The sequence below is a fragment of the Niallia sp. FSL W8-0951 genome (assembly GCF_038006525.1).
Lineage (GTDB): Bacteria > Bacillota > Bacilli > Bacillales > Cytobacillaceae > Niallia > Niallia circulans.
Genome location: NZ_JBBOVK010000001.1, coordinates 1,690,213 through 1,712,142 on the forward strand (window position 1 = coordinate 1,690,213; position 21,930 = coordinate 1,712,142).

The following is a 21,930-nucleotide window of genomic DNA, read 5'->3' on the forward strand; positions in this document are numbered from 1 at the left end:
CTCTATTCATGACCCATCTATTCATACTGTAATTTAGAACTTTCCATCCATCAATTTTCAAGAGTTTTAAGCAGTCCTGATGTTTTAACCCGTACATAAATTCTCTAACTTCATCTAAATTATTTTTAAAGCTATATATTTCCCCATAGAATGAATCTAACTTGCTAAATAAAATACCTATCTCTTGTCTGACCGGTCTTATCAATACTATTCTCCTTCCTTTAAAACGAATCTTTTATAATGCTACTGCTAAATTATCCAATTATTCTCTTGTTAATTTTTATAATTTATTTATATTATATGTATAACTTATTGATAATTTGTAAATGACTTTATTATGATTCTGTCCCCATCCACTCTAACTAACACATCATCTTTCGGTCTTAATAGATTCTTACTCATTAATGTACTTGGTAGTAATAATTTATTACCCTTACCTAATTTCAACAATTTCTTCCCATGTTTATCAAATGCTACTTCTTGCGTATCAATATTTAACTTAACTCCAAACCAATCTCCATAACTTACATTCATTTCCGTTGCTATCTGCTTTGGTATTCTGAATACCACTTGATACCTTTGATCATTCATTGTAAGTTTAGCCTTACCTATTACTACACCAGATTCTATGTATTCATATATTTCTTGTAAACTTTCTTCCTTTAATCCTCTAAGTAGGCTCTCTGACCAAGATGTATTATTCTGAATTAACTTGATTAAAAACTCCTTATCTAATGTTGTTTCTACCATATCTTTTCCCCATTCTTTCTCCTTCGTTAATTTATTTATCTTTAATACAATTAAATAACTGTCCTCCTGTCTATACGAATATACTAAAAAATGAAGCAATTTCACTCACTTCACCTTTAACTTAATTATATTCTAACAATTTATTTATATTTAAGCAATAACTATTTGTATAATTTTCAATTTATTATTATGATTATGAATTCGAATATATGTAAAGTGAATGAGTATTTTATCTAGCAGTTTTATAAAGAAAAGCAGATGAATCTTTTCTGATTCTAACAACTTTTCCATTAATTTTGCTATAAGGTACATTATCTAATCTAAGATCAAGTCCTCCATGTTTATAAAAATCTATATACATTTTTTCTATTCTTCTATCGTTCAAATTAATTATATTCGACAACCCAAATACACCTCCGACTTATCTCTTAATTAAAGTTTATCATTATGAGACGGAAGTGTAAAGTGTTAATTTATTTATTTTTAAAACAAACATCAATTAGCAACCAGATACGTACTGAGTGTATGCTCTTCAGTTAAGTTGATAAACGGATCGCTCTTTATATCTCCATTGTTTTCACAGTCACATCCACTTTGCCAGCAATGTAAACAAACTCCAATACCCTTTGTTTGTTCCTTTCTAAGTGTAATTGCTAAGTAAGCTGCTTGTAATCTTGCTAATGTATATTTTTCTTTCATTTTCATTATCCCCTTTGAGTTTATTTGTATTTAGTACCGATTGTCTCTTTTCTTATTACCGGTATCTTTCGGTTAAAATACAAATGGTGTTACCCTTTAATTAGGATAACACCACAGTTTAAATCAAGAAAATATGTAATTATGAGTTCGCTTATGGACGACCGCCACCACCTGGATCTTTAACATCAGCTGTTCCAGTTGTGATTTCTAAATTAGCTTTCTTTTCCACATCTGTTGTTTTTACGACTCCAAAACCTATTGCAAGGACTACACATGTTGCTAGTAAAACTTTAGTAATTTTCTTCATTATTTTTTCACCTCCTTTCAAAAATGAAGTATTTATGCTCCTAATGCTTTCAATAAATATGGATTATTGCATACTTTCTTTAATTCGTTTAAAGGTAATTGTTTATAAAAACACTCATCTACATTATTAAAAGATTCGATTGATAAGTAGAACATGTTTTCATCTTCCAGTAATAAGCCAAGATAATAATAGTGGAATCCCTTTTGATGATCGTTTAATTCTTCCATGTTAACCTTCTCACTTAAGTTAATACCCATACTTTTATTTTTCTTAGCGTAATAAAACAGCTTATTCGCTCTATCATTATCCTCAATACAGTCTTCGAATTTATCCCATAAAATAGCTAAAAAGTTTATGCTTTTCTTTAATTCCACCTCGGATTTTTCTGTAGCACAATCCATACCTTTTAGATAACACTCTCTTGCTTTGTCATAATTAGAAAACATATATGAATTGCCTATTTGTAAATATGCTAATGATTTAATTGGGTCAAGAGAATTTTCCATAACGAATAACTTTTCTCTTAGTTGACCAATTTTATTTGTATGTAAAGTTATATCTGCTTCAATCAAAAATACTCTGGCGTAATAATTACTTCTAACATACTCATTAGATATATTTTTAATTTTCTCTTTAAGGTCATCATAAGTATTATTCATCATGTAGATGTTTCTCATATCATAATAAGCATAGAATTTAACAATCTCTGAGTAAATAGACATTTCAACTGATCCATAAGAGCGTTGACTTAAACTAGATACTACATCGGATACTCGAATATCTCCCCTTGTCAACTTAATATCCATGCCGTATACGAAAGCCCACTCTTTACTTTCTTCATTATTACATTTCTCCATGTCAAGTAATAATTCATCTCTTGCGTTTTCTAACCTATACAAAGTAAGATACTCCAGCATAAACCTTGCCGTTATTCTGTTTGGGTTCAATGTCTTAGCAAACTCTTCCATGTAAGTGAACTTTTCTTCCGGATACATTTCATGGACTACTCTTACGAATCCACCAAACTTTTCGATGTCACCATCTTCTTTTTTTAACATAGTTGTAAATTTATTAGCAGTGGCGTAACCTGCAAGTTTAGCCATTTTAGTAGCCATTCCTCTAGTAGCTTCGATATCGTTTAACATTCTTTGCTTCAAACTTTTCATCATTTCCACCCTCGTTCTTTTTAAGAATTCTAAGAATATTTTACTATATTTACCAGACTATATACAGGTACACCATTTGTTACTAAATAACTAATTCCGCACTTTTCCCTTATACTGTTTTATATGTAATTGGGCAAAAATTCTACTTTCAACCCTTTTATGATGCAATCATTCCGTTGTTTTTCTCTTAAGGGATAAGACCAATATATTTATCTCGTCCATCTCAATTCCTCTTTCAAATAATTAATCAACTTATGTAATTATTGTAATTTATTTATATTTAAACGTCAATAGTTTTTTGTTAATTTATTTATATTTAATTTTATAATTCTTTGGAGGAAATTAATCCTCCGCCCTATATCACCATATACCCTTTTTCTTAGCGTCTTTAATTCTAATTTTTATAAGTAAATTACTTAAATCTGTTTCTATTTCATCTAACTCTTCTAGTCTATACATAACAGATTCAGGCGTGTATCCTTTTTTGCTGAGCTTATCTGCAAGTTCAATCCATTTCAAATATTCTTCACCAATTTCTTCTTTTACTTCACTTACTAATCTATTAGAATGTTTAATTGGTTTTCTTTCTGTTCTACTAGCTACCGCAAAGAAATACTCAGAAATAATTTCTCTTTGTTCATCACTCATGTTAGATCCATGCATATATTCATTTCTAAATTTTATAGCTTCCACACTCATATCGACTTCAGAAAAGATACGTAAATCCTTGATGAACTTAAAATAACGTTCGTCCGATATGGTTTCTTCAAATACCTCTATCCAAAATCGAGTTTCTGCTTCAGTTTGGTATCCAGCTAATATTAATAAATCGTATTCTGAGACTTCTAATGAAGCAGAAAGTTTTTCTATTATATCTTTAGAAGGAACATGATCTCCTCTTTCAACCTTACTTAAATGAGAAAAACTAACATCTGATATTTCAGCTAGTTTTCTCAATGAAATATCTTTTTCAAGCCTAACTGATCTAATAAATTCACCTAATTTATTACTCATTTCCATCACCTGTATTAATATTATACTATTTTGTGTTAAAATACAACACATTAAAAATAATCGTGTTGACAAAATACACAGATTAATATAATCTTAAACTTATAAAGTCTTGTGTTTCGACACATGACACTAAGATTATATAAGGAGGGGAAAGAAGCATGAAGTTATATGGTGAATTTAAAGGGATTTTCTACACAAAAATGTTTAAGGATTCATTAGAAGCTATGGAAGAATTAGATGAAAATTTATTCGCCAAAGCGACTTTGCACTTTGAAACATGCACTGGTTTACAAGCTGAGTTACCTTTATTGGACATTGTTAACTTACATATCTACAATGAAGAAGAATAAAAAATCCCATAGATAGTTGCAGCTATCAAATGGGACTAGTGTAATTATTGAATGCTTATATTATATCATTAGAGTAGATGTTTATTCTACTCTTCTTTTTATGGAATAAAATGTCTCATTTATTTTCCCTTCCATCTTTCATATGTTTCTTTAGTATAATGCGTATATGAACCTCTCGGATATTGATTGTTTACAATACTAAATTGGTTTATTGCAGTGCTAATTGCTATTTTTCTAAATGGAATGTGTATTGCTTTTACACTGCTATTTTGTATCCTTTCTATTAGTGACTTCGGTAGCTTTTTCACATGACTATTCGGGTTTAGAATACTTTCATATCCTGTGTAGCAAACTATTATCGGAAGTCGATACACGTCAACCGCTTGTTCAATTTCCCAATTAAGCATTCCTCTATTAACACTCGTAAATTCAGAAACTATTAATAACATATTTTTAGATGATCTGAATCTTTCTTGTAATCTATCCTTTAAAGTATTAATCGAACTAGTATCGTACACACTATACGTTTTTTTATGACTATCGTTAAACTTAAAATCCATATTGTTTTGTCCGTCCCAACTTTGCAATAGTCCATAGAATTTCATATCGCTTTTAGTAGGATCTGTAGTTCCCATACCATTAAATGCTACATATGTGCCATTTCTATATGCCATTAGTTTCAAACTCCTTTAGTTTATAAAAATTAATAGTTTCAAGTTGGCTATTATGAATTAAGATTTTAACTTTAGAGGGTTCTCTAAACTTCACTTTACTAATTTTAAATGTCCATATTATCACATCTAATAACTCTTGGTTTGTTGCTACAAAATCTTTGTGTCTAGTAATACCTGAACCGAGTAGGGGGAGTACAACAGTTTGTCTATTGTATAAAGAATTCACTTCGTCCCAAAATTTTAATAAGCAATTAGCATACTCAGTTAACTTTAAATTAGCTTCATTTTTATCATTAAATTTTGAGAAAGAAACCAAAAAATAATCTTGATCTTTAAATATGCTTCCTAATTCATAGCGAGTGGTATTTCCACCTAAAGGACGTGTTACACCTTTATCTTTAACTTGCATTTGAAATCTCAAATCATTTCTTACTCTTCTATTAAACGATTTAATATTTTCCTTAGTAGGGTATTTTTTTAGTAAATATTGACCATGTAATGAATTAGAAGAAATAATCTCGTCATCTACTTGGGTATCAAAAAATTCATTAAACCCTATAACTTTAAAATTATCATTATCCTGATTAAAAATATCTCCTTCGGAAACTTCTAATAAAGATCCTTCTATGTTAAGAGTTATACTTTCAAGTTTTGAAGTAAATCTTACAAAGAAAATAAAATATACTACTGTTAAAAAAATCAAAGTTAATAGAATGTATAATTTATACTTTGAGTCCATATCAATAAATGATAAAATCGTAGAAATAAAAGTAATTATCACCATAGGAACTGATAGAGCTTTTTGCCAATAGCTCCACTTACTTAATAGTTGTTTAACCTTCTTATTTTTCATTATATCAATCCCTTTTCTTTCATATCGATTTCCCCTCTCAATTTAGCTATTTTTATATATAGTTTCCATAAATTCACTTACTCTGTAATATTTTACTCCATCCTTTATATCAAACTCAACACAAAGTCTAAAATATTTTCCTAATCTCATAGACTCAGTTAACTCTAACCCACTTAAATAACCTCTTATGAAGTCTTGAGCTTCATCCTCTGTATCAAATGTCTCAATAGGAAGCCGAGAATACTCAACCACGATATGAAATTTATTTATATTTTTAATGTAATTAATATTATTAATGTCCGCTAACATCTATTACTCCTCCTTAATTTCTGCTATGATTACCCTATTAACTTCAGTAGGTGATACAATGGAACAATTTGATAAAGATAAAATTTATGATTATAGTGAGTATCCTGACAAAAGTGCAGGCAGATGTGACCACTGTAACAATTCTCATTTTGAGAACTCGATAAAAAATGGTAAACTCTATAGAAAATGTCGCCAATGTGGTATGACTAAGAGTATATAATATGTATCCATAGCCCTTATTCTAGGGCTATTTCTAATTCAATTACATGAATCTCTCCAAAACACAAATTCAATTTACTTAGTAACTCTTCAAATTTACTTCTTGCTTCTTCATCTGTCTTAGCGATGACGATTTCATTTAAATCGACAATATAATCACTATCCGCATAACATTGAAATATTCTGCTCATAGAGTCTCCTTTTCTTTAATGGATTTCTACTTCATCAATTACCATTAATTCGTCTTCTACAAACTTCTCAACAAATGGATGATCATCTAGCTGCACATGAATATAAAATCGATCTCTTTTCAAAACAACACCTTTATATGCTTCAAATAAGCTATTCTCACTCGTTACTACAACTCGACTACCTTTAATCATATCCTTCCACTCCCATTAAAAAATGGTGACAACTCTATGAAGTTTTCTTCTAATTAGATAATATTATATCAATTTATTTATATTTAAACAAGTGTTAATATGGAAATTATATGAAAAAATAAAAGAGATAGCTATCTACCCCTTTACATACTCAGTAAATTTCAATCTTTTTATATCGATATTGTTTCTTGTCAAATTCACTACTACGGAAGGATTTTTCAACTGATTCTTAATAATCTCATTCTCTGCTTTTTTTAAAGTCTCTTTATCAATATTATTCAAATCGAAATATTCAATTTCTCCAAATCTACCATGATATAAAGCAATTCTATTAATTTCTATTTCTTTATATAAGTAAAGGGTATCCTCGCATCTCTTAGCGATGTTATGAAACAAGGCATAACTAAATACTTGTGCAATTTCTTTCCAATTATAACCATTCTTATTAGTTGTCTTAAAATCATAGAGAGTATTATCAATAATTATATCTGCATCTGCACCTCCAACTAATGCAGAACCTATTCCGAAAGAAGGATTTGCTATTACCGTACTACTAGGAGAAATTACGCTTCTAACTAAAAATCTTTCCTCATAAACTTTACACAGTTTAATTAAATCCATAATTACCTCTTCGTCATTATGATTTCTAATTAAATAATTCTCAATTTCTGTAGGAGGATAAGCGGATCTTTGATATAATTCCAACTTTGCAAATAAACATGCAGCAGATATTATTTCCTCAACTTCTTTTTTTCCTTTAATAAATTTAAGCATAGATGCTATTCCCTTTTTATAACTTTTATTTAATCTTCTCTTGGCTCTAGAGTTATCTTTTATAATAAATCTCTCTAAATTCTCAAGTCCTCTTTTAGCAATTAAACCGTCTAATGCTCTTTTGTTTGTGAAGTCTATATACCTATACGTCAATACTCTAGCTAAGTAGTCGAACGCCGTACCAATAATTGCACTATTTGTTGATTTAGATAGCTGATATTTTACTATCGAACTATATTCGTTGGAAAATGCTGCTTTACCTGATAACGTTTTGAAATCTACTTTCTTAGGTATAATTTCTCTAATAATTCTTTGAAATTCTTTGTCATACTCGTTTTTACCGTTCAAAACACTTTTAAGACTCATTTCATCATCTCCTATTCCCCGTCATTATACCATTATTTTCAAAATAAATAGCCCTTTTATGGGCTAAATTCTTTGGTATTGTCCTCTTCCTAACTTCTTCCAGCAATCACTTAATCTATGTATAGCAAACCATATGGACTTTTGTCTAGATGTAGTATAATAATTTTCAACTACAGGATTATAGAATCTCGATTGATTGAACATCTCAATTAGTTCCTTATTAGTCATAACCTTACTGGTTTCAATTGTTTTAGTTAACTCTTTCATAAAATCTAAAGTTGCTTGATTAAGGTTGTATTTTTCAGTCAGCATAATTCTCTCTTTTCTTTTTTTAGATTTATATCATTTCTCACACTATGAAATCCCTGTTTTAATTGTTATCTTCCCAGCCTCATAAATTATTTTTATAGATTAATAGTCTTCTTCCTCAGCGTCATTAGAGTACATTTCTTTATCAACTTGTATCCACTTAATAATATCTTTCTTGTTTTTCGGGTAAGACTTCTCTAGCTCCTTGTATTCCTCTACAAGATCATGTCCCTTTTTGGTTAATCTCGCTGGCTTCAAAGAGAAAAACGTATCCATTCTAAGTACTCTTTCAACATATCCTCCTTTTTCCAAATCAAATATAAAATTTTCAAATTCTCTCTGCTTAAAACCATAGTCTTCTGCAGTCGGTAAAGATTCACCTTTATCAATTTCTCTTAATACACTATAAATAACTCTCATAGAATATCCCTCCTTCTTTTAAATACTCCACACTTTTTTTTAAAAATATCTACTAGTATTTTACAATATATGCTAATATAATTACAAGAGCGCTCTTAGTAAATATTACCAATTTGGAGGTTATAATGAAGAATAAAAGTATAAAATTCCTTTTAGTAACCATATCTATAGTTTTTTTATGTTTCTCTTTATTACCATCAAGTATTTCCGCAAACGAAAATCAAATCCGGAGTAATACAGTTCCAGTTAGCAATCAATTAAAAATTACTTTTGGAACTATTGACAAAGAAACATCATCTTTAATCTTAGGAGAACAAATTACTCCACTCTCATTGAATGGCTATTTAGATGATTTGATATTATCAAGTGATGATATTAACGCATCTTATGAATTAGTTTCTCTTGAGCCAAGTGAATTACAAGAAATAAAAAATCTCAATCCTAAATTTAAACCAACCAATGGTTTACTATTAAACTATACTGATTTGGAAGGCAATATCCAACAAGTAAAATATTATCTATCTACTCAGTTAATAGAAGCTCCAATTAATTCTGATGTCAGTTTGTTCGCAGTAGATACAATTTTTGATATTGCTAGTTTTACTTTATCTTTAAAAGAATACAAGAAGAACAAAACTTTTTGGAATGGTTTTTGGGTAGTTGCTGATGGAGCCGCTGTTGTATTCCCAGGTATACCTGCTGTAAGTGGCGTTAAGAGAATGATAGAAGGTAGCACTACTGTACTTAAACCTGCGCTATCTAAAGGTATAAGAAAATATAGCGCTCTACAAAATATTTCTGCTCCTAAAAATTATAAAGGAAAAGGATGGGAAAGACATCATATTTTTGAAAAGAGATTTGCTAGTAAACTAGGTACAAGTAGTGGTAAAATGTTAGCTATTTTCATACCAAAATACAATTATCACTACCAAATCACTCAAAGAATGAGTAAGAAGATTCCTTGGTATACCGCTCCAGGAAAGACTAAAAAGCAAATTATACAAGCACATATTGATGCTTACGGTGAATTATGGGCAGAAAGTGGTTTTGCTGATGAATATTGGGAATTCTTATATAAATTTTCTAGGTATAAACAATATGATTAATTAATATTCTCAAGCTGACTTTAGGACTTTATTTACCCTTATAGTCAGCTTTCTCCATTTAAAAGTCTGTTTTTATAGTGAGTTTAAATCTATAGTCAATGTATTTGAAAACTTACCATCCATATATACAGCTAATACAATATAATTATCGTACTTAGCTAAAATTTCAGTACTAATGTATACAGTTAGATCATTCATCTTTTACTCCTTTTCTATGTAATTTATTTTTTCTCTCAGATGGGAATTGTTCATAAATTTGTTTACCTTCAAATATAGTCATAAAAGCATGTTCTTGTGGGTCATTCACTTTATTTTCACCTATTCGCAGCAATGCTGATTCGTAAAACTCTGCCTTTTTAGCTTGATTAATTAGCCAGTCCATAACGTTAACGTCCTTCTCGCTTAATAAAGGAGATTCTTCATTTTCGATTGCGTTAATTATATCCATTTTAAAACTAACAGCATAATCAATATTCTTGTTTTTGTGCACTAGAGTACACCTTCCCATTCATCTTGTGTACCACTTTTTAAATTAAAGATAACAATTCCATCTTTAAACGTTTTTACATTATATCCTAATTTAATTAGTTTATGACATTCGGTTGAACTTGCTAATGCATTTGATTGCATTGATCCATGACCACAACAGCAGCCTAACGTATAAATCCCTTTAACAATTAATTCTTCCATTTCTTCTCCAATACAGGAGTCAACTGGTATTCCTCCATGAGATAACACCCAACCTTTATTGAGCTTATCAAACGTTTCATTAGGAATCTTTTCTACCGGAATAATATGTACATCTTCCCAATTGGTAGTACCTTTGCACATGTATACACCCTCCTCTTTATTTGTGTCAATTATTTATAATCAAATCAATCATTTATTTAGAAAAACTTAATATCCATTTAACAATCTTATTATACCTTCTTTTGTTATATACTGGATTTCCTTCTTGAAACCAATCATTGAATTGAAAAGTATGTTTAGAACCATTACAACTCTTACATGCTGGCACACAATTAGTAATATCATTTGCTCCATCATGTTCTAAATGTTCTTTATGTAGTAATTGTCCATATAGTTCAAACGCCATTCCCTCACTGATTCCACAATACGCACAACTATTATTAAAGAAATCAAGGCACTCAAACCATTCAGTATCGGATATAGCATGTTCCTTATGCATTCTTCTTTCTAATCCGTAATTATATAATTTATTTTTATTCATTTTTTGCCATTCTTTATACTTTCCTTCTTCTCTAGCTTGAGATGCTCTCTTTCTTCTTCTAATTTTAACATTTTCTTTTGCAGCATATTTATCTGAGGAAACTTTCACTTTTTCTGGATTTGATACATACCAACCTCTAGCTCTTTTTATAGCACAGGCTTTACATTCTGGATGATAATAAGTGTATTTCCCCTTACTTTTACTTTCTTTTTCACTACTGTAATACTGAGTCAGTTCTTTTAATTCATCACATACATTGCATCTTTTGTATTCAACATCTTCAATTATAACTACCTTTCCACTTGACTTCATACTAGTCACTTTTCTCTTAGGTTCTGTTAAAGGATTGCCGTATTTATTGTAAATGCGATAATGTTTTTTACAATAACCTTTTGAAACTTGAACTTCTTTACATCCATCAACCGCACATTCTTTCATAGATAACCCCCCTTCCTATTATATATTAGATTCTAATTAATCTTCCGATTGACTCAATGCATCTTTGTTATCATTTATAGTTTCAAAGATTATTTTCTTTCTAACTTTATTTAAATCCTTCTTAACTATTTCAAAACTACACTTATCCTTACCGTACATTTCGCATGTAACCACATAATCAATAAATAATTCTTTCATATACTCTTTGCTGCCAGCCCCGTAGAAACTTCCGTTTAAATAACAATGATAAACTTCTTTCATACTAATTCACTTCCTAATCTCATTTTTTCTATAATGGTCTGATAATCGTATAGTCTCTATGATCAGTTTCTACTTCTTCAATATCATTCACATACTGTCCATCATCAATCTTTACCTTGTTAAATTGTGGCTCTTTCTGTAGTAATGCTATTAATTCATAAACTCTCATATTTACCTCTCCCTTTTTTATTAAAATGAGATTTTTAATGTAAGTTATTTTCTTATTGAGAATTACCATCCCATTAACTTATCTGTTTGATATTTATGGAGTTCCATTCTTTGATTCTTTATTTTTAATTTCATACACTCATTTTCTTTGATTAGTTGGTCAACAGTTTGTATTAGCCAAGTCTTATCATCCATAGATAAATCGTTATCCAAGTCTGTATGTTTAGCGATAATCCCTTCTAATTTTTCAGTAATACCCCTTCCTTTCTTGCCACATATTAGTTTTGAACTACGCACTAACGACTTCACATTCAGAATGGACATATTCTAAATATTCTTGACCACAGTCATTATCAATGACTAGTCTTGAATTAAATGGGTTTACATCAATATCATATAAATTACCTTTAAAAAGGACTTTGTTACCTACGTTTATTTCAATACCATGTTTATCTTTTAATTTTAATCTCACTAGTAACCATCCTTTCTATATGTCGCAGTTGTTATCTATTACACCGTTGTTTCGTACTGTGCATCAGTTATTTTTACCACAAGATATATACTTTGTAATCCATTATTGTTTGGTCTACTGCTCGTTTATCATTTTTAATTCTTTTGTATACTTCCAAAACTGCTTTATCAGTTATTCTTGGTTCTCCTAAGTCTTTTGCGACATCATTATTAAGTTCTCTGATTGCTCGACATAGTAATTTCTTCTTTTGTCTTTTATTCATTTATCTCAATATCATTAATTCTGTTTCAAGTTGTTGATTCTCTTCTTTCAGTTCTTTAACTGTATTAATGAGAGAATTTGCTTGTTCATGGAAAAACCAAGATTCAGGCATTTCTTTAATAATTGATTCAATTTCTTTTAACTCTTGTTCAGTCATTTAGCTACCTCATTTCTATTCATAATAGTTATCTACTCTTCCTTTATAATAGTTCCCACTCAGCCTGAACATTCCAATAAGAAACCATAGCTTTCTTTATCTTCTCGCCATACTTGTTACAGTAATATAATTCGCCATCACTCATGATTACGTACCAAGTAGCAAATTGATATGTTGCTTTAGCTATCTGCCCTTCCTGGATATTATCGATCATTTCATCAACCGTCATAAGTCACCTATTACATTTATTTTTATTTAAAATCAACATTTTATCCAATCGTAAAGTGTTTAAATTCTACTTTTTTAGTCAATGTACTATGCCACGTTTTATCTTCTTCGTTGCCATACTTTCCGTAATAAGTTACAGGATTAGTTGCAAGAAAACCCTCTTTCCGTTTTTCTTTAATAAAATCCATTACAACTCTGTAGCTTTTATCTTCAATATACATTTCAGTAACATCATATCTTTTTGTTTCAATATTCATATTCATCATTTCCCCTCTGTATAAAATTAGAATTTTAATTTAATAACCCCAATAACTGTTTTCTTCTTCACCTTCATAGCCATAGAGAATTCCTTTTCTATCACTATTAACAATTTTACCATCTTTCAGTTCGTAGAATTTACTTCTAGCCCATTCTTCATAGTAATACTCTATATGGTCTACAGAGTCGATAATTTCTAGTAGTACTTCACTGAAGAATTGTTGCATTTCTTGATTATAGTTTTTAAGGCTACATTGAAAAGTCCAATATCCTGTTTTCAAATCAATATTTCTTTCAAATCCATCTGTAGCTTCTTGGTTAGGAAACTTTCCTTCTTCCCAAGAATCGGGCATATAAGCAAGTGAACCTCTAGGAATAAACTCGGCTCTATCTAAACTTGCATAATTCGTTAAAAATGGAAACTTTTCCGCAAAGTCGCTCCAGTCAGCACCGTCATTAATTTCTTTAATCATTTCCCGATATTCTGGTTTTACAATACCCTTAAAGCGTAATCCCGTATACATTCCCATTTAACTCAATCTCCCTTATTTTTTAATTTATTTTCAATAAAACTTAGTTTTTAACATGATTAACTTTCTTCTTAAACCAACTAAACCCTTTGAAAAAAGGATCTTTTTGACCATTTGGATGTTTGTCACATACACCATCTATAAATATTCCTTTTGTTTTAATTAACTCACAAGTTGGACATTTTCTACTCAATTAAATAACCTCCCAAAGTATTCTTGCCTAAAAGAAAAACAAATGTGCTATAACATTGTTAATAGTCCACTTCTACAAAAACATCTCATTCTTCAAATAATTTAATTATTTTCTCATCTAGTTTGATTTCCTTCTTCTCACAAATACCAATCCCAATAAACAAACTAATCAACATTACTGGTGCAAGAAACAAAATACCCATTTAAACCAACTCCTATTATTTAATTTATTTTTATTTAAAAAGTCATAGCTTGCTCTTTAAGCGCAATAAATGTCGATGTATCTAGACCATACTCCCTATATAATCTCTGCTGTATTCGGTCAATTTTTGCATTATAACTTGATTCTAAGGTGTCAAAACTATGTGATGAATGCCAGGCTGCTTCCTGAAATTCATCTGTATAACGTCTAATAAGCAATGCATATGCTTTCATGATATAATCACCTGAATTTAATTTATTTTATAAATAGATTATATCACCATACACGCATTAATTTCAATTTATTTATATTTAAAATTAGAGTGTTATTTTATTTCTATTTTTCTTAATAACTTCTTATAATTCTCCATCAATTCTCTTTCAGACTCATCACAATATGCCTCAAAAAACTCGCTATCTTCAAATCTCTTGATTATTGATTCTAAGGTAAATACTTCATAAGATACCTCAACAACCTCCCCTTTTGAAACAAAAACCACCGAATCTTCACCATAAGTATTTAAATATTCAATAGCATCTTTTATTTCCTTGTTATATTCAGTCATATGATAAACTTCGGTCAACCCATCAAATTCTACAATCGCTGTATACATATTAATCCACCTTCTCAAATTTTTTTCTATCTAGTAATTCTTTAAAGAAATTATAAACCATACATAACACGTTCTTTTTCTCGCATCATTTCTTGGAATTCGTTAGGCATTTCATCAGCGATATTTATAATAGTTGTGATATCTTCTTTTGATAATCCTTTATCTATTCTAGAGACAACTTCATATAATTCTCTCATTAAAAAACACTTCTTAAAATATTTCTTTTATCTAACTTTATTAAGAATTTTATCTTTTGAGCAATTAGAACATTGATCAACTTCTCTTATTAAAGTATTCCCTTTTTCTAATTTGCGACAGATTTGATTAATTTGTTGCCTAGGAGTTATAGACAATACTTCTGATAGACAATCATCACAATAGTATTGTGAAGGGTTTTTAGTTATAAAATTTAATACAGATTCAATGTTACTCATAATTGATTCCCCTTTTAGTTAATAGATATAAAATACATTCAAATTGTCATTTTATTGTTTCTCTCACTCTTCATTGATGTGTAAATCAAACAAAACATCTATATATCGAAAAATAATAATTAATTAATCTTCCAATCTGATTCAACTAAATATTTGACATTCTTATATAAATTAAATTTATCAAAATAAAGCTTATAATTAATGTACATACTACGAAATATTTTAGGAATTTTTGATACAAACAAGACTGTGTTAAATAAATCTTCTAAATAGCTTATTTCTTTGTTTATAATGGAAACTGATTCATTAATAGATTCTGTATTAGAGTAATTATACACTTTAGGGATTTCTATGTATTTTAATATCTTTTCCTTATATTCAATAAAGAATGTATCATCAAGCACCGAATTATATTTATCATCCTTTATCATTTCAAGGTTATACTTCGCAATAACTTTGAATAGCCCGTCTCTTGCATCCTTATATCTAGCATAATTTTTAGCTTTTATAGGATTCTTTTTAAAAACTTCTATATCTGATAAAATATATTGACTGTTAGTAATCTTGGCAAATAGTGTTCTGTGACTTCCTCCTGTAACTGTATAAAACTCATCATCATCTACAAAATAGTAAAATTTAATCTCTCTTGAATATTCCCCTGAAGTAAAAGACTCATGTAATTTACTAATTGGTTCATTCTGAATCTTGTCTAAAAATAGAAATACCGTCTTCTCTTCAATATTATGTTCTTTGTAATTATCTAGATTATCAAACCATGATACACCAACAGTACTTCTACATGTACTAATACCTTTTATCTTATCAACCGGAACTAAATAATTTGATTGTTTATTGATATAATCGTACACATCATATAAATAATCGCTACTTTTTAATTTTTCTGTTTTGAGCTTTGTTATATAATCAGGATGTATTCCTGCCTCTTCCAACAATGCTTGCAACATAGTGTAGTAGCCTCCCATCCTAATCTAGTTTATATCCAATTTCCACCGTATGGATATTCCATATTTATTCCACCTTACTTCCGCATAAAAGACTTGTTTTAACACATTACATAACATTAATATATTGGTATTTAGCTTCATCATTATTTACAATCAACATCTCATCGCCTTCATTATCTAAAACAGTGATTGAGATATTCAAATTCCCGTCATCATCCTTCCATTCACTCTGTTTAATTACTTCATACATATCTCCTTCAGTAAGTGACATTGAAATTGTGCTTATTATTTTTATCTTTTTCATTTTAAGAACCTCCTATTGTTTTAATCTGTGAGATAAATGAGCAGTTTTATTCAGAGTTGTTTAAGGTGCTTGAATTGAGGTTTATTCAACTCTTCCGCATATTCATTTTCAAGAAATTTTCTTATGTCATCAGCAGATGCGTATAGATATGTGAAAGCCGTATCTAATATAGCCTTTCTTTTTCTTATGTCCTTTTTCGTCACCCCCGTTTCTTCGCCTTCATCAACCGAACCAAGCAAATCATATAGAGTTTGAGTAAAATCTTTTAAAGCATACGTCATATGGTCAAAGTCTCTGTTTTGTGCTTCTTCAATATCTGATTCATCGAGCCTTTTCATCAGTTGAACAAATTCATTTTCCATACATTTCCCTCCCTTTCTACTTTAATTCAATATCAATACCTAATGCACAAGTTACCTTTAGAAGTGTGTCCAGTCTAGGAATAACATCCATATTCAATAATCTTGATATTACCGGCTGCTTTAGACCTGTTATTTCCTCAATTTCTTTCTGTGTAACATCCAACTCTACCATTCTCTTTCTAATCTGAACAACACAATTTTTATAAAACTCTAAATAATATTGCTCAAAGTCTTTTTTGTTTTCTTCATCTAATTTTGAAAAATCCAGTTCATTCACCTTCTTAATTACTTTCTAAATAATATTTTATAACATATAAGTTATAAACACAATAGTATTTTCCAATTAAATTCACTTTTTTTATAATTTATTTTTATTAAATACTATATAAATAGAACGCAACTCACGCCCATGAATTACGTTCTTATTGCAGATGAACTATTTTGGAGTTAGTTCTTTAATATTTTAGCTAAATAAAAGATTGCTGTCCATAGGAATTTATCCCCCTGGTCTAGTTCCAGGATCAAAGTATCTATTCATATTAACTAACCCTTCTAACATATGATGAATAATGTTTGTGTAAGAATTCAATAAATTTAGAGTTATTGAATTCTGGAATTTCATTTTCAAATACATACAATTCTACAGCATCTTCATTATCATTTAAATGTATTCTTGTTTTCTCTTTAAACTCTTTGCCTTTATAAGTAATATTTAAATTCTTTAATTCTTGTTCACTAATGTCTCCTTTTAGATGATCAAAAGTAACATGTAAGTAATTCTCATTTGCATCTAGCATTATCCAACGCTTCTTATTAGAATATGGCTTAGCATTTATTCTTCTATGTGAAAGCCTTTCTTTTTCATTAAACTTAAAGTTCACATTCGGAAAGTGTCTTTCAATAACTCTAATTAACTCTTCTCTCACTGAATATGTGTCCATATTTTTCTCCCTTTTTAGCTTTATACTACCATAAAACGGTAAAAACGGACTAAAAAATGTTTTAAAACATGGGTTTTATCCGAATCCTCTACTACAAGCTTCTAATACGCAATCTTCAGCTTGTTTATAATCTTCCTTGCTATATCTGTTCTTATATTCTTCATTAGATATAGAAGTACCATTCCACCAATCTCTAAAAATTTCTTTTGCTCCAGTGGTTGAACATTCATTTATGTAATATCGATAAGTTTTATTCATTAAAATTCTTGTCTCTTGATTGAGATTATCTAACCATTGATCATAATCTTCTTGATTATTAAATCTAAGCACTTCTATTTGATTCAAATTAACATCCTCCTATAATAAGTACTACTCTTTTACTAGTAAATTTATCCTTTACATACGAATCATTTTCTAATACAATATACCTAAGAAGAGCTCAATCCGGCATCTGAGTGGGATAAACCCAGCCGGTGCGAGAGACTCTTCTTTTTTTATTAATTTCAATCATTTCCTAAAAGTTTAGCAATATGTAAATTAGTTTTCTTACTATTCATCTACTTTTTCTCTTCAAGTTATTAATTAATTGTCATCTACTCATTATTAATAGTAAATTATCAAATTCTTTCTGACACATATTATTAGGAACAAAACGCTCTATGATTTCTGTAAAAGGCAGTAAATGGTCACGTAAGATTAGTTCCCCTTCATCCCTGTTTCTGACTGTTCCTGAAACATTATTTAGATAATCTTCTCTTGTCATATTCCAATGTGTGGGACAGTCTACTACAGTGGAGAAGCGACAATATAATCCATTTGGTTGTTTAGATATAAAGCTGCTCAAATTAACACCTCATTACCTCATAATAGTTATCTAAGCAGTTGTTTCGTATGGTTACTTAATTACTTTCATAATATCTTTGTCACTCATACCATTTTCTCTCATAAGTTTTACTTTTTTGTCACAATCACGACAACCGTATTTCACAACAAGAGAAGTTTGTTTTAAATATAAATTCTTACCTCTGCAATATGGACACTTTTTAGAAAACAATAGTTTACTTCCCTCCTTTTAATGAATAGTAGTTATCTATAACACTTTTGGGATATGTTATATTTATTACTTTGTTAACGCCTATAAATTCCCATTAATGTACTCATATGCTTCAGCTTTATTATTAAATTTCCTAGGTTGCAATGAACTTTTCTCAAGTACTAAAATATTTCCGAATTCCTTTGTACTAACTTCCAAATATCCTTCTTTTTCTAAGTATTTATACTTTGGTTTGTCCAGCAATAATTGTATTAGTTCATCGTCTTGTTTACTCTTTTTCATTTGATCACCTTCAATTAATCGTAAACCTTTCTTAACTTAATTTCTTTTAAAGTACCTTCCACCTGATCACGATTTCTACACGTTTCGTTTAGTGTTACGGTATACTTTATAAAGCGGATTCATCTTCAAGTTTCTTTTTAAAAATACATTCACCATTAATTACAGAAACGAATTCCCATCCTTCTTTACCTAATTGATCTAATTTATAAAGCTTAATCCCCTTATAATAATCATCTATAAATTCAGATTCATCAATTGACATGTATCTATATTCTTCCATAAATTCACTCCTGTATTAATAATCAATAATTATCTGATGTACTAATTAAATACCAGATTCCCTTACCATTTCTAATACCCTTTGCATACACAACTATTAACCAAAATATAATAGTATCAGAAGAGTTTATAGCATCTTCTTTTTTATTTGTCCTCAAGAATAATAATTCTCTTCTTTCTATTTCCTCCTGGTAAATCATAATCATCTAGCACATGATAGTAATTAAATCCTTCATGAAAAGGATGAAAACTGTCAGGATGATTTGTATAGCTAAAACGTAATTTATGATACTTGTCTAGCTTATAATACATAGTTCTATGAGTATCTACTTGAATGATATTGCCATTCAATAAGGCTTGTATACGTTCTTCTCTTGATGGATTACCTTCTAAAACGCTATATCTATCTTTAGTTGATTCTTTCTTAGGTTTACGCATCTAAATCATCCTTGTATTTTTCTATGTAATGATTAGAGTCTTCTGCAAAGGAATATAACTCGTTAACAAATTTACTTGCTGATTGATTTCCATTTCTTTCTGCTTCACTGACTATTCTCCATAAATCTATTGCCTCATTAATTGTTAATTTTAATTGAAAACTTTTTGTTACTAATTCACTAAATTCCATTTAATCATTCCTTTTCGTTAAATTATTTTTATTTACTTTCAATCATAGTCGCCTCTAATTGATTTTACTGCCCATCCTAGTATTAAAGCAATAATGACAATTATCATTAACAATGTTACTATACCGAAAAAGACAGGGAAATTTAAATACATGTATAACATAAATAATATGAATAACGATATATAAGATAAGTATTTTAATCCAATTAATATCTCTTTCACTCTTATTTCACTCTCCTTTTAAAGGCACTTTATATAACCTTTTCACCATTACTCTTGAATGAAAATTCACAAGAATTACATTTCCAAGTTCTTTCGTAATTTAATTTCTTTTCTTTCTTACCTCTAGATAATTTACCTTCACAATCAGGACAAATATTATTTATTACTTTTGCCTTTCTTACTCTTATTTCTTCACGCTTTTTTGATTCTCGTTCTCTTTTCTCTAATTGTTTTTTAGTCAATTTAGACTTATTAATAGCATTAGTGGCAACTATCTGTTGCAGAAGTGTAGAATAATCCATACTTCCTAATATAGAAATTTCTTTCTTTTCCAATTCATCGCACCTCTATTATAATTTATTTTTATAAAGTCATTTCCTTAACTACTACCATATAATTATCTATATCATTATTAATTTCTACTGGATACCCTACTAAGTGGTCAAATTCACCATTACCTGAACCGAATGCTCTTTCACTTTCTTGTTTAAATGCATCATATACTTCTTGTGAAATTAGTATTTTTTCTGTATCATACCCATCAGTAAGTGCACTTGTTATAGAATCATAAATTTTATCAAAAATTTCATTTATATTGATCACAACATATTCCTCCTTTATAATATCAATTTTTTTATATCGCATAAAATCGTACATTTATCATCCTTATCGTACTAAGTACAATTTAACATCAAGTAATTCTGAGAAAGTAAGGTTTCCTAAATCATCACATAAACCTATATAACGATAATTCCCATTATTAAATAACACTTTTATATCTGAACCCGCTAACATTAAGTCTATTGCTTCATGGAGATTTATTTCTTTTTCTTCTTTCTTAAATTCATCATCAAACTCCACTAATTCATTCTCATCTATTCTCCCTTCATTAAGAATCCATGGTTCCCAACCCTTATAATCACAAACTTTATCCCATAACCCTAGATTCATAATTTGTTTTACGGTTAATTCAATTTTAGCCATAGTTTATTCTCCTTTCTCTAAGTAAACATATTGCTCAATGTAATTTCTATCTTGTGAGAAAACAGGCGTTTCATGATCGACTCCCCATGTACTTCTTAAAGCCCCATTCTTTTCAAAATACTGTTTAGTAATACAAACTCCCCTCTTTTGCCAAACAGGAATATCATTCCAGTTAACACCTTTTTCTAGCATTAGTTTATCCTGCATTTGTTTACCATTTAATCCTTGTAATTGCTTATGTGGAAATTTAGCTTGCGCAACCATTGAAATACTATTCTTAGTTGCATCTTGTTGTCTCCATAAAAAGTAATTACATACTTCATCATGAGGTAATACCCACGCTCTACTATCAAATGTAGCTAATGATTTCTCTGGGTATCTTTCTCTCATCACCTCATTAAATTTAGCAGTAGCCATAGATGCCGATACGGAGACTAACTTTTGTAAGTTGTTATCAAACCATGATTGAGTTGTTAATTTATCATAGTTAGTAAGCAGTAAACTAATTTCATCTGATTGATGATAAACAATTTTACATCCCATGATATTCTTAGCTAGATACTTACAAGTTTCCCAGAAGGCATTAGTTATATCCTCATCAAATGGCTTTTTCATTCCTTTTGTATATGTATGAAAGTGCGTGCCATCAATTCTTAATACAATTGGCAATCTCTTTGGCAAATTGATTCTATAAGCATTCTCATAATCTTTCATTCTATCTCCGAACTTATCCATTTACAAATCTCCTTTTTAATTGTAATTTATT

General features: G+C 29.4%; 47 protein-coding genes. 2 read left to right on the top strand and 45 right to left on the bottom strand.

Going from position 1 to position 21,930, the window contains the following annotated elements; translation table 11 throughout:
• Positions 1-309 precede the first annotated feature (309 nt).
• From NSS71_RS08325 to NSS71_RS08350, 6 genes are all read right to left on the bottom strand, one after another.
• A complete protein-coding gene (locus NSS71_RS08325) occupies positions 310-855 on the bottom strand; it encodes a hypothetical protein (RefSeq protein ID WP_341151496.1) in 546 nt (181 codons plus the stop codon).
• Positions 856-979: 124 nt separating this feature from the next.
• On the bottom strand, positions 980-1,153 hold the full coding sequence (locus NSS71_RS08330; RefSeq protein ID WP_341151497.1) for a hypothetical protein: 174 nt from the start codon (positions 1,151-1,153) through the stop codon (positions 980-982).
• A gap of 92 nt (positions 1,154-1,245) precedes the next feature.
• Positions 1,246-1,449 carry a hypothetical protein gene (locus NSS71_RS08335; RefSeq protein ID WP_341151498.1) on the bottom strand — a complete coding sequence of 68 codons (204 nt, stop codon included), beginning with the start codon at positions 1,447-1,449 and terminating at the stop codon, positions 1,246-1,248.
• 151 nt (positions 1,450-1,600) lie between these two features.
• A complete protein-coding gene (locus NSS71_RS08340) occupies positions 1,601-1,756 on the bottom strand; it encodes a hypothetical protein (protein ID WP_341151499.1) in 156 nt (51 codons plus the stop codon).
• Positions 1,757-1,788: 32 nt separating this feature from the next.
• Entirely contained in the window at positions 1,789-2,925 is a 1,137-nt protein-coding gene (locus NSS71_RS08345) for an AimR family lysis-lysogeny pheromone receptor (RefSeq protein WP_341151500.1), read from the bottom strand.
• 357 nt (positions 2,926-3,282) lie between these two features.
• Entirely contained in the window at positions 3,283-3,936 is a 654-nt protein-coding gene (locus NSS71_RS08350; protein ID WP_341151501.1) for a helix-turn-helix domain-containing protein, read from the bottom strand.
• 158 nt (positions 3,937-4,094) lie between these two features.
• Here NSS71_RS08350 and NSS71_RS08355 point away from each other — a divergent pair, with 158 nt between their 5' ends.
• A complete protein-coding gene (locus NSS71_RS08355) occupies positions 4,095-4,286 on the top strand; it encodes a hypothetical protein (RefSeq protein ID WP_341151502.1) in 192 nt (63 codons plus the stop codon).
• Between the two features lie 119 nt (positions 4,287-4,405).
• Here the strand turns inward: NSS71_RS08355 and NSS71_RS08360 are convergent, their stop codons facing one another.
• The 7 genes from NSS71_RS08360 to NSS71_RS08390 form a co-directional block, all read right to left on the bottom strand.
• Positions 4,406-4,960: a TIR domain-containing protein gene (locus NSS71_RS08360; protein ID WP_341151503.1), complete on the bottom strand. Its 555-nt coding sequence runs from the start codon at positions 4,958-4,960 to the stop codon at positions 4,406-4,408.
• The gene (locus NSS71_RS08365; protein ID WP_341151504.1) at positions 4,950-5,813 is read right to left on the bottom strand and encodes a macro domain-containing protein; all 864 of its coding nucleotides are present in this window, start codon (positions 5,811-5,813) and stop codon (positions 4,950-4,952) included. The genes NSS71_RS08360 and NSS71_RS08365 overlap by 11 nt, the downstream gene beginning before the upstream one ends.
• A 42-nt stretch (positions 5,814-5,855) precedes the next feature.
• The gene (locus NSS71_RS08370) at positions 5,856-6,122 is read right to left on the bottom strand and encodes a hypothetical protein (RefSeq protein WP_341151505.1); all 267 of its coding nucleotides are present in this window, start codon (positions 6,120-6,122) and stop codon (positions 5,856-5,858) included.
• A 236-nt stretch (positions 6,123-6,358) separates the two neighbouring features.
• Positions 6,359-6,532 (bottom strand): hypothetical protein, encoded by a 174-nt coding sequence (locus NSS71_RS08375; RefSeq protein ID WP_341151506.1) that lies wholly within the window; start codon positions 6,530-6,532, stop codon positions 6,359-6,361.
• A 15-nt stretch (positions 6,533-6,547) separates the two neighbouring features.
• Positions 6,548-6,724, bottom strand: a complete 177-nt coding sequence (locus NSS71_RS08380; protein WP_341151507.1) for a hypothetical protein — start codon at positions 6,722-6,724, stop codon at positions 6,548-6,550.
• A 135-nt stretch (positions 6,725-6,859) separates the two neighbouring features.
• The gene (locus NSS71_RS08385; protein ID WP_341151508.1) at positions 6,860-7,864 is read right to left on the bottom strand and encodes a hypothetical protein; all 1,005 of its coding nucleotides are present in this window, start codon (positions 7,862-7,864) and stop codon (positions 6,860-6,862) included.
• 411 nt (positions 7,865-8,275) lie between these two features.
• Positions 8,276-8,593, bottom strand: a complete 318-nt coding sequence (locus NSS71_RS08390; RefSeq protein WP_341151509.1) for a hypothetical protein — start codon at positions 8,591-8,593, stop codon at positions 8,276-8,278.
• Positions 8,594-8,718: 125 nt separating this feature from the next.
• Between NSS71_RS08390 and NSS71_RS08395 the strand changes: the two genes are divergently transcribed.
• Positions 8,719-9,699 (top strand): hypothetical protein, encoded by a 981-nt coding sequence (locus NSS71_RS08395; protein WP_341151510.1) that lies wholly within the window; start codon positions 8,719-8,721, stop codon positions 9,697-9,699.
• A 190-nt stretch (positions 9,700-9,889) separates the two neighbouring features.
• Here NSS71_RS08395 and NSS71_RS08400 read toward each other — a convergent pair whose 3' ends face one another.
• The 32 genes from NSS71_RS08400 to NSS71_RS08555 all read right to left on the bottom strand — a co-directional run bounded on the left by NSS71_RS08400 (position 9,890) and on the right by NSS71_RS08555 (position 21,899).
• The gene (locus tag NSS71_RS08400; RefSeq protein WP_341151511.1) at positions 9,890-10,189 is read right to left on the bottom strand and encodes a hypothetical protein; all 300 of its coding nucleotides are present in this window, start codon (positions 10,187-10,189) and stop codon (positions 9,890-9,892) included.
• The gene (locus NSS71_RS08405; protein WP_341151512.1) at positions 10,189-10,530 is read right to left on the bottom strand and encodes a hypothetical protein; all 342 of its coding nucleotides are present in this window, start codon (positions 10,528-10,530) and stop codon (positions 10,189-10,191) included. The genes NSS71_RS08400 and NSS71_RS08405 overlap by 1 nt, the downstream gene beginning before the upstream one ends.
• Before the next feature lie 52 nt (positions 10,531-10,582).
• Complete coding sequence (locus NSS71_RS08410; protein ID WP_341151513.1) at positions 10,583-11,368, bottom strand: HNH endonuclease signature motif containing protein; 786 nt, start codon at positions 11,366-11,368, stop codon at positions 10,583-10,585.
• A 36-nt stretch (positions 11,369-11,404) separates the two neighbouring features.
• Positions 11,405-11,629, bottom strand: a complete 225-nt coding sequence (locus tag NSS71_RS08415; protein WP_341151514.1) for a hypothetical protein — start codon at positions 11,627-11,629, stop codon at positions 11,405-11,407.
• Positions 11,630-11,657: 28 nt separating this feature from the next.
• The gene (locus NSS71_RS08420) at positions 11,658-11,798 is read right to left on the bottom strand and encodes a hypothetical protein (protein WP_341151515.1); all 141 of its coding nucleotides are present in this window, start codon (positions 11,796-11,798) and stop codon (positions 11,658-11,660) included.
• A gap of 62 nt (positions 11,799-11,860) precedes the next feature.
• Positions 11,861-12,094: a hypothetical protein gene (locus NSS71_RS08425; RefSeq protein ID WP_341151516.1), complete on the bottom strand. Its 234-nt coding sequence runs from the start codon at positions 12,092-12,094 to the stop codon at positions 11,861-11,863.
• Positions 12,087-12,269 (bottom strand): hypothetical protein, encoded by a 183-nt coding sequence (locus tag NSS71_RS08430; RefSeq protein WP_341151517.1) that lies wholly within the window; start codon positions 12,267-12,269, stop codon positions 12,087-12,089. Before NSS71_RS08430 ends, NSS71_RS08425 begins: the two co-directional genes overlap by 8 nt.
• A gap of 73 nt (positions 12,270-12,342) precedes the next feature.
• Entirely contained in the window at positions 12,343-12,531 is a 189-nt protein-coding gene (locus NSS71_RS08435; protein WP_341151518.1) for a hypothetical protein, read from the bottom strand.
• Positions 12,532-12,687, bottom strand: coding sequence for a hypothetical protein (locus tag NSS71_RS08440; RefSeq protein WP_341151519.1), 156 nt, complete (start codon positions 12,685-12,687; stop codon positions 12,532-12,534).
• 43 nt (positions 12,688-12,730) lie between these two features.
• Positions 12,731-12,901 (bottom strand): hypothetical protein, encoded by a 171-nt coding sequence (locus NSS71_RS08445; protein WP_341151520.1) that lies wholly within the window; start codon positions 12,899-12,901, stop codon positions 12,731-12,733.
• Between the two features lie 55 nt (positions 12,902-12,956).
• Positions 12,957-13,181 (bottom strand): hypothetical protein, encoded by a 225-nt coding sequence (locus NSS71_RS08450; RefSeq protein WP_341151521.1) that lies wholly within the window; start codon positions 13,179-13,181, stop codon positions 12,957-12,959.
• 30 nt (positions 13,182-13,211) lie between these two features.
• Positions 13,212-13,703, bottom strand: coding sequence for a hypothetical protein (locus NSS71_RS08455; RefSeq protein WP_341151522.1), 492 nt, complete (start codon positions 13,701-13,703; stop codon positions 13,212-13,214).
• Positions 13,704-13,746: 43 nt separating this feature from the next.
• Positions 13,747-13,896: a hypothetical protein gene (locus tag NSS71_RS08460; RefSeq protein ID WP_341151523.1), complete on the bottom strand. Its 150-nt coding sequence runs from the start codon at positions 13,894-13,896 to the stop codon at positions 13,747-13,749.
• Positions 13,897-14,132: 236 nt separating this feature from the next.
• Positions 14,133-14,330: a hypothetical protein gene (locus NSS71_RS08465; protein WP_341151524.1), complete on the bottom strand. Its 198-nt coding sequence runs from the start codon at positions 14,328-14,330 to the stop codon at positions 14,133-14,135.
• Between the two features lie 92 nt (positions 14,331-14,422).
• Positions 14,423-14,710 (bottom strand): hypothetical protein, encoded by a 288-nt coding sequence (locus tag NSS71_RS08470; RefSeq protein ID WP_341151525.1) that lies wholly within the window; start codon positions 14,708-14,710, stop codon positions 14,423-14,425.
• A gap of 50 nt (positions 14,711-14,760) precedes the next feature.
• Positions 14,761-14,907: a hypothetical protein gene (locus tag NSS71_RS08475; RefSeq protein WP_341151526.1), complete on the bottom strand. Its 147-nt coding sequence runs from the start codon at positions 14,905-14,907 to the stop codon at positions 14,761-14,763.
• 27 nt (positions 14,908-14,934) lie between these two features.
• Positions 14,935-15,144, bottom strand: coding sequence for a hypothetical protein (locus NSS71_RS08480; RefSeq protein WP_341151527.1), 210 nt, complete (start codon positions 15,142-15,144; stop codon positions 14,935-14,937).
• Between the two features lie 119 nt (positions 15,145-15,263).
• Positions 15,264-16,109, bottom strand: a complete 846-nt coding sequence (locus NSS71_RS08485) for a hypothetical protein (RefSeq protein WP_341151528.1) — start codon at positions 16,107-16,109, stop codon at positions 15,264-15,266.
• A 106-nt stretch (positions 16,110-16,215) separates the two neighbouring features.
• A complete protein-coding gene (locus tag NSS71_RS08490; protein WP_341151529.1) occupies positions 16,216-16,413 on the bottom strand; it encodes a hypothetical protein in 198 nt (65 codons plus the stop codon).
• A 50-nt stretch (positions 16,414-16,463) separates the two neighbouring features.
• Positions 16,464-16,775 (bottom strand): hypothetical protein, encoded by a 312-nt coding sequence (locus tag NSS71_RS08495; RefSeq protein ID WP_341151530.1) that lies wholly within the window; start codon positions 16,773-16,775, stop codon positions 16,464-16,466.
• A gap of 16 nt (positions 16,776-16,791) precedes the next feature.
• Positions 16,792-17,052 (bottom strand): helix-turn-helix domain-containing protein, encoded by a 261-nt coding sequence (locus tag NSS71_RS08500; protein WP_341151531.1) that lies wholly within the window; start codon positions 17,050-17,052, stop codon positions 16,792-16,794.
• A 262-nt stretch (positions 17,053-17,314) separates the two neighbouring features.
• Positions 17,315-17,716, bottom strand: a complete 402-nt coding sequence (locus NSS71_RS08505) for a hypothetical protein (RefSeq protein WP_341151532.1) — start codon at positions 17,714-17,716, stop codon at positions 17,315-17,317.
• A 75-nt stretch (positions 17,717-17,791) separates the two neighbouring features.
• Positions 17,792-18,061 carry a hypothetical protein gene (locus tag NSS71_RS08510; protein ID WP_341151533.1) on the bottom strand — a complete coding sequence of 90 codons (270 nt, stop codon included), beginning with the start codon at positions 18,059-18,061 and terminating at the stop codon, positions 17,792-17,794.
• Positions 18,062-18,305: 244 nt separating this feature from the next.
• Positions 18,306-18,560 (bottom strand): hypothetical protein, encoded by a 255-nt coding sequence (locus tag NSS71_RS08515; protein ID WP_341151534.1) that lies wholly within the window; start codon positions 18,558-18,560, stop codon positions 18,306-18,308.
• Positions 18,561-18,851: 291 nt separating this feature from the next.
• On the bottom strand, positions 18,852-19,052 hold the full coding sequence (locus NSS71_RS08520; protein WP_341151535.1) for a hypothetical protein: 201 nt from the start codon (positions 19,050-19,052) through the stop codon (positions 18,852-18,854).
• A gap of 106 nt (positions 19,053-19,158) precedes the next feature.
• Positions 19,159-19,332, bottom strand: a complete 174-nt coding sequence (locus NSS71_RS08525) for a hypothetical protein (protein ID WP_341151536.1) — start codon at positions 19,330-19,332, stop codon at positions 19,159-19,161.
• Between the two features lie 143 nt (positions 19,333-19,475).
• Positions 19,476-19,769 carry a hypothetical protein gene (locus NSS71_RS08530; RefSeq protein WP_341151537.1) on the bottom strand — a complete coding sequence of 98 codons (294 nt, stop codon included), beginning with the start codon at positions 19,767-19,769 and terminating at the stop codon, positions 19,476-19,478.
• Complete coding sequence (locus NSS71_RS08535; RefSeq protein WP_341151538.1) at positions 19,762-19,959, bottom strand: hypothetical protein; 198 nt, start codon at positions 19,957-19,959, stop codon at positions 19,762-19,764. The genes NSS71_RS08530 and NSS71_RS08535 overlap by 8 nt, the downstream gene beginning before the upstream one ends.
• A 250-nt stretch (positions 19,960-20,209) precedes the next feature.
• Complete coding sequence (locus NSS71_RS08540) at positions 20,210-20,515, bottom strand: hypothetical protein (RefSeq protein ID WP_341151539.1); 306 nt, start codon at positions 20,513-20,515, stop codon at positions 20,210-20,212.
• 28 nt (positions 20,516-20,543) lie between these two features.
• Positions 20,544-20,783: a hypothetical protein gene (locus tag NSS71_RS08545; RefSeq protein WP_341151540.1), complete on the bottom strand. Its 240-nt coding sequence runs from the start codon at positions 20,781-20,783 to the stop codon at positions 20,544-20,546.
• Between the two features lie 63 nt (positions 20,784-20,846).
• Positions 20,847-21,164, bottom strand: a complete 318-nt coding sequence (locus NSS71_RS08550) for a hypothetical protein (protein ID WP_341151541.1) — start codon at positions 21,162-21,164, stop codon at positions 20,847-20,849.
• A gap of 3 nt (positions 21,165-21,167) precedes the next feature.
• Entirely contained in the window at positions 21,168-21,899 is a 732-nt protein-coding gene (locus tag NSS71_RS08555) for a tRNA(His) guanylyltransferase Thg1 family protein (protein ID WP_341151542.1), read from the bottom strand.
• Between the last annotated feature and the right edge of the window lie 31 nt (positions 21,900-21,930).

Excerpts from the sequence above, each read along its gene's own strand:
- NSS71_RS08335 (WP_341151498.1), bottom strand. The coding sequence starts at position 1,449 with ATGAAAGAAAAATATACATTAGCAAGATTACAAGCAGCTTACTTAGCA.
- NSS71_RS08340 (WP_341151499.1), bottom strand. The coding sequence starts at position 1,756 with ATGAAGAAAATTACTAAAGTTTTACTAGCAACATGTGTAGTCCTTGCA.
- NSS71_RS08345 (WP_341151500.1), bottom strand. The coding sequence starts at position 2,925 with ATGATGAAAAGTTTGAAGCAAAGAATGTTAAACGATATCGAAGCTACT.
- NSS71_RS08350 (WP_341151501.1), bottom strand. The coding sequence starts at position 3,936 with ATGAGTAATAAATTAGGTGAATTTATTAGATCAGTTAGGCTTGAAAAA.
- NSS71_RS08355 (WP_341151502.1), top strand. The coding sequence starts at position 4,095 with ATGAAGTTATATGGTGAATTTAAAGGGATTTTCTACACAAAAATGTTT.
- NSS71_RS08360 (WP_341151503.1), bottom strand. The coding sequence starts at position 4,960 with ATGGCATATAGAAATGGCACATATGTAGCATTTAATGGTATGGGAACT.
- NSS71_RS08365 (WP_341151504.1), bottom strand. The coding sequence starts at position 5,813 with ATGAAAAATAAGAAGGTTAAACAACTATTAAGTAAGTGGAGCTATTGG.
- NSS71_RS08370 (WP_341151505.1), bottom strand. The coding sequence starts at position 6,122 with ATGTTAGCGGACATTAATAATATTAATTACATTAAAAATATAAATAAA.
- NSS71_RS08375 (WP_341151506.1), bottom strand. The coding sequence starts at position 6,532 with ATGAGCAGAATATTTCAATGTTATGCGGATAGTGATTATATTGTCGAT.
- NSS71_RS08380 (WP_341151507.1), bottom strand. The coding sequence starts at position 6,724 with ATGATTAAAGGTAGTCGAGTTGTAGTAACGAGTGAGAATAGCTTATTT.
- NSS71_RS08385 (WP_341151508.1), bottom strand. The coding sequence starts at position 7,864 with ATGAGTCTTAAAAGTGTTTTGAACGGTAAAAACGAGTATGACAAAGAA.
- NSS71_RS08390 (WP_341151509.1), bottom strand. The coding sequence starts at position 8,593 with ATGAGAGTTATTTATAGTGTATTAAGAGAAATTGATAAAGGTGAATCT.
- NSS71_RS08395 (WP_341151510.1), top strand. The coding sequence starts at position 8,719 with ATGAAGAATAAAAGTATAAAATTCCTTTTAGTAACCATATCTATAGTT.
- NSS71_RS08405 (WP_341151512.1), bottom strand. The coding sequence starts at position 10,530 with ATGTGCAAAGGTACTACCAATTGGGAAGATGTACATATTATTCCGGTA.
- NSS71_RS08410 (WP_341151513.1), bottom strand. The coding sequence starts at position 11,368 with ATGAAAGAATGTGCGGTTGATGGATGTAAAGAAGTTCAAGTTTCAAAA.
- NSS71_RS08415 (WP_341151514.1), bottom strand. The coding sequence starts at position 11,629 with ATGAAAGAAGTTTATCATTGTTATTTAAACGGAAGTTTCTACGGGGCT.
- NSS71_RS08420 (WP_341151515.1), bottom strand. The coding sequence starts at position 11,798 with ATGAGAGTTTATGAATTAATAGCATTACTACAGAAAGAGCCACAATTT.
- NSS71_RS08435 (WP_341151518.1), bottom strand. The coding sequence starts at position 12,531 with ATGAATAAAAGACAAAAGAAGAAATTACTATGTCGAGCAATCAGAGAA.
- NSS71_RS08440 (WP_341151519.1), bottom strand. The coding sequence starts at position 12,687 with ATGACTGAACAAGAGTTAAAAGAAATTGAATCAATTATTAAAGAAATG.
- NSS71_RS08445 (WP_341151520.1), bottom strand. The coding sequence starts at position 12,901 with ATGATCGATAATATCCAGGAAGGGCAGATAGCTAAAGCAACATATCAA.
- NSS71_RS08450 (WP_341151521.1), bottom strand. The coding sequence starts at position 13,181 with ATGATGAATATGAATATTGAAACAAAAAGATATGATGTTACTGAAATG.
- NSS71_RS08455 (WP_341151522.1), bottom strand. The coding sequence starts at position 13,703 with ATGGGAATGTATACGGGATTACGCTTTAAGGGTATTGTAAAACCAGAA.
- NSS71_RS08465 (WP_341151524.1), bottom strand. The coding sequence starts at position 14,330 with ATGAAAGCATATGCATTGCTTATTAGACGTTATACAGATGAATTTCAG.
- NSS71_RS08470 (WP_341151525.1), bottom strand. The coding sequence starts at position 14,710 with ATGTATACAGCGATTGTAGAATTTGATGGGTTGACCGAAGTTTATCAT.
- NSS71_RS08475 (WP_341151526.1), bottom strand. The coding sequence starts at position 14,907 with ATGAGAGAATTATATGAAGTTGTCTCTAGAATAGATAAAGGATTATCA.
- NSS71_RS08480 (WP_341151527.1), bottom strand. The coding sequence starts at position 15,144 with ATGAGTAACATTGAATCTGTATTAAATTTTATAACTAAAAACCCTTCA.
- NSS71_RS08485 (WP_341151528.1), bottom strand. The coding sequence starts at position 16,109 with ATGTTGCAAGCATTGTTGGAAGAGGCAGGAATACATCCTGATTATATA.
- NSS71_RS08490 (WP_341151529.1), bottom strand. The coding sequence starts at position 16,413 with ATGAAAAAGATAAAAATAATAAGCACAATTTCAATGTCACTTACTGAA.
- NSS71_RS08495 (WP_341151530.1), bottom strand. The coding sequence starts at position 16,775 with ATGGAAAATGAATTTGTTCAACTGATGAAAAGGCTCGATGAATCAGAT.
- NSS71_RS08505 (WP_341151532.1), bottom strand. The coding sequence starts at position 17,716 with ATGGACACATATTCAGTGAGAGAAGAGTTAATTAGAGTTATTGAAAGA.
- NSS71_RS08520 (WP_341151535.1), bottom strand. The coding sequence starts at position 19,052 with ATGAAAAAGAGTAAACAAGACGATGAACTAATACAATTATTGCTGGAC.
- NSS71_RS08525 (WP_341151536.1), bottom strand. The coding sequence starts at position 19,332 with ATGGAAGAATATAGATACATGTCAATTGATGAATCTGAATTTATAGAT.
- NSS71_RS08530 (WP_341151537.1), bottom strand. The coding sequence starts at position 19,769 with ATGCGTAAACCTAAGAAAGAATCAACTAAAGATAGATATAGCGTTTTA.
- NSS71_RS08535 (WP_341151538.1), bottom strand. The coding sequence starts at position 19,959 with ATGGAATTTAGTGAATTAGTAACAAAAAGTTTTCAATTAAAATTAACA.
- NSS71_RS08550 (WP_341151541.1), bottom strand. The coding sequence starts at position 21,164 with ATGGCTAAAATTGAATTAACCGTAAAACAAATTATGAATCTAGGGTTA.
- NSS71_RS08555 (WP_341151542.1), bottom strand. The coding sequence starts at position 21,899 with ATGGATAAGTTCGGAGATAGAATGAAAGATTATGAGAATGCTTATAGA.